The following is a 2,955-nucleotide window of genomic DNA, read 5'->3' as shown; positions in this document are numbered from 1 at the left end:
GGGCCGAACGACTGACGAACGACAGAGCGCCCTGGCGACAGGGCCCTGACCGTCCTCCGGCACCGGGGATGCCCGCTGCGACGCGCGCTGAGGACGTTGGTGGCCCCTGTGAAGGCGGCCCGCTGTCCGCGAGAACGACTGGCGAGCGACGCTGAGCGGAGACACAGCATGCCGGCCTCTCCAGGGCTGCCGACACGGCGAAAGACGCCTGTTTGGCGTCTCTTTCGCTACTGCGCATCACGCAGAACCGCTCTAGCCTGAGTCCTGCGTTGTGGCCCGGTGCCTCGTGCGCCGCGCTGCAGCCACCAAGGTGCGCAGCCTGCTTCTGAACAAGCGCGTAAAGGCCTGTTCAACGCCGTGTTTATTGGGGTGACCAGCGCGGTGACGGGCGTGAGCTCATCAGGCTGCGCCTGTTCACCCGTGCGCAGCCCAGGTGGTCGCTGCGCGCCCATCCGCAGGTGCGCATCACTGCATGCGCGGAGAACCAAGTCACTGATGAAACAACAAGAAAGCCATCCGAGCCGGCGCCATGGCCGATGGACGCTCGGACAACTCCCATGCACTGGCGCGGGGAAACCACGATGAATCAGGCCTCCACCAAGACCGACCACGCAGAGGTGAGCACGACCGGGGCTGCTCACCCAGAAAAGGGGTGTGCTGTACCATCGCTGCTTGCCCTGCAGGCACAGGCTGCACTGAGCGCCTGGGCCGAACAGGAGCGCGCCGCGCTGCGTGAGCAAGCCGAGGTGCTCGAGGTCGAGACCATGGAACAGCTGCGCGAGCGACGCTGGCTCGAAGCGGCTGGGCGCCGCGCCCGCCTGGCACTGCGCCTGCGCGAGCCCCGCCGCGCCGGCGGCAGCTTCACCCTGGAGTGGGTCCTGGTCCGCGGTCCGGGGCGCACGGACTACATCCGCCGCGGCAAGCACCTGAACTATCCGCGCAGTGCCTTCGCCCGCGCCTTGCCCTGGGAGCGCGAGATCGCGCTGAACGCCGAGCGCCGCCTGGGCCGTATCCGCCAGCGGCTCAGGCTGCTCAAGGAGGCCGAGCTGCGCCTTGGCCTTGCCCTGACCCACTGTGCCCAACCCTTGCACGAGGAGACGATGGACGATGACTGATCCGACCCCACACCCCAGGGCCTCAATGCCAGCGCGGCACTGGCGCGACTGGCTGAAACGCCCGACGCCTGCGCCACCATCAGCAACCCCGGCGACACCGGTGTCGACACCCAGCGCCGCAGCGGCCATCCCCATGGCGGTGCCACGCTACCCACCGCTGCCCGAGGGCCTGCCCGTGGTCACGCTCGCACAGCTGCTCGAGAGCCAGCGCGAACTCATCGACGCCCTGCACCATGAGATCGGTTTGGGGGAGGATGATGATGGCACGCCGCGCTGGTCGACCTATGTCGAGCCGGTCATTCAGCACTATGCCGCCTTCGTGCACCTGATCCCGGCCAGTGAGACCCATCATCACCGCGGCCCCGGTGGCCTGTTCCGCCATGGACTCGAGGTGGCGTTTCAGGCCATGCGCCTGAGCCACGGCCTGTTGATCGGCCGCGAGCGCCCGCGCGCCGAGCAATTGCAGCTTGAGCCGCGCTTCTGGGTGGCAGCCACGCTGGCCGGGCTGCTGCACTCCGGCCCCCCTGCCCACGACGGCGCGGGTCTCGATCGATGGGTACCTGCTCGATGCCATGCGCCGACTGCTGCAGGAGGGACGTTGGCAGGTCAATGTGCCCGGCGCGCGCGTCTGGCTGCTGCGGGATCACGGTCTGCACCTGGTCTGGCCGGCGGCGGCCAAGGATCTGGCTGCGCTGATCGCCCAGGAAGGCGTGAGCGGCATGCCGCGTGACCCCGACAGTCTCGCCGAGGTGTTGATCGAGCGTGGGCTGGCGGTCGCAGCGCCGGACACCGTTGAAGAGGCTGGTCGTCATCGGACCTGGCGTCTGGCGCCGGCGCCCTTGGCGCGCGATGGGGGTCAGCCTGTGTCGCTGTACTTCCTGCGTCTGCGCGAGCCGGCACTGCTCTTCCCTGATCAGGAACCCGAGCCAGTGGCGGTCCTGGTGGCTCCCTCGACTGACGCGAGCGCTCGGCCCGCCGCGCCCCCGGTGGTCTCAGAACCGGTGGCACCCTCATTAGCCGCAGCGTCGCCAGCCCCCGCTCATTCTGTCACGGTTGAACCAGACGACGACGTTGGCGTCGCTGATCCTCAGTCAACCACCCGAGCGGCGCCCGCGGCCGCGCGTGAGGCGCGTTCCTGGTTAGCCGCCCGCGGTGACCTCGGCCAACGGCTCCTGCAGCCACTGGCGCTACGCGACGGTTTCACGGCGGAGGATGTGCGTTGGCAGCAGGGCCTGGTCTGGCTGTGCTTCCCGGACTGGTTTGACCGGGTCGGCTGGCCATCGACGCAGGCCGCGGAAGCCCTCAGTGCCGAGGGACTGCTCGAGCCGGACCCGAGTACCCCGATGCGCCGGGTGCGCGACCATGCCGGTCGCCGCTGGCTGGTCCTGAGCGCAGAGGTCTCGACGCTGCTGTCTCAGCTGCTGGACGACCCCAATGCGCATGACGACCCCCAGCCGGATCTGGTCGAGGCCCTGATCGCGCAGCTCCGGGTCGAGCAGGGCGCTGAAGCGCAATCCACCTGTGTCCAGCTTGGTCAGGTCGAGCTCAAACGCCTGGCCCGAGCGCAGGGGCTTGGGGTCTACCGTCTGCGGGACCGGCTCTGCAGTGATCCACGCGTGCGCCTACTCGACGACAAGCGCCTGGAGGTGCAGCTATGAGTCTGCGCTACACCAATCCCTGGCGTGCGAACTATGAGGCGCAGGCCGTTGGCCTCTGGCTGCTGCTCGGGGCCTTTGCTTTTGCCAGTGCCGATCATTGGCAACTGCATCGCGGTGCCTTTCATGCCTTCGCCCTGCTGGCCCTGTTCATGGCCTTGACCTGGTTGCCGGGGGCACTGCGT

At 68.6% G+C, this 2,955-nt stretch carries 3 protein-coding genes and 1 pseudogene; all 4 read left to right on the top strand.

The annotated features are described in order from the left end of the window. Positions 1-581 precede the first annotated feature (581 nt). Positions 582-1,115, top strand: a complete 534-nt coding sequence (gene mobI / locus VBE63_RS26785) for a conjugative transfer protein MobI(A/C) (protein WP_323686049.1) — start codon at positions 582-584, stop codon at positions 1,113-1,115. Continuing rightward, positions 1,108-1,572 (top strand): annotated as a pseudogene (locus VBE63_RS26780) (TraI domain-containing protein); the annotation flags it as partial. The gene mobI and the pseudogene VBE63_RS26780, both read left to right, overlap by 8 nt. 115 nt (positions 1,573-1,687) lie before the next feature. Further along, a complete protein-coding gene (locus VBE63_RS26775; protein ID WP_323686048.1) occupies positions 1,688-2,773 on the top strand; it encodes a TraI domain-containing protein in 1,086 nt (361 codons plus the stop codon). Then, positions 2,770-2,955: hypothetical protein (locus tag VBE63_RS26770; RefSeq protein WP_323686047.1), on the top strand; the 186-nt coding region annotated here is incomplete at its 3' end. The genes VBE63_RS26775 and VBE63_RS26770, both read left to right, overlap by 4 nt.

This window comes from Lamprobacter sp. (assembly GCF_034860625.1).
Lineage (GTDB): Bacteria > Pseudomonadota > Gammaproteobacteria > Chromatiales > Chromatiaceae > Lamprobacter.
The sequence above is the reverse complement of the archived record's forward strand: the minus strand, read 5'-3'. Positions and strand labels throughout refer to the sequence as shown.

Coding starts and splice junctions, on each gene's coding strand:
- mobI (WP_323686049.1), top strand. CDS start 582: ATGAATCAGGCCTCCACCAAGACCGACCACGCAGAGGTGAGCACGACC.
- VBE63_RS26775 (WP_323686048.1), top strand. CDS start 1,688: ATGCGCCGACTGCTGCAGGAGGGACGTTGGCAGGTCAATGTGCCCGGC.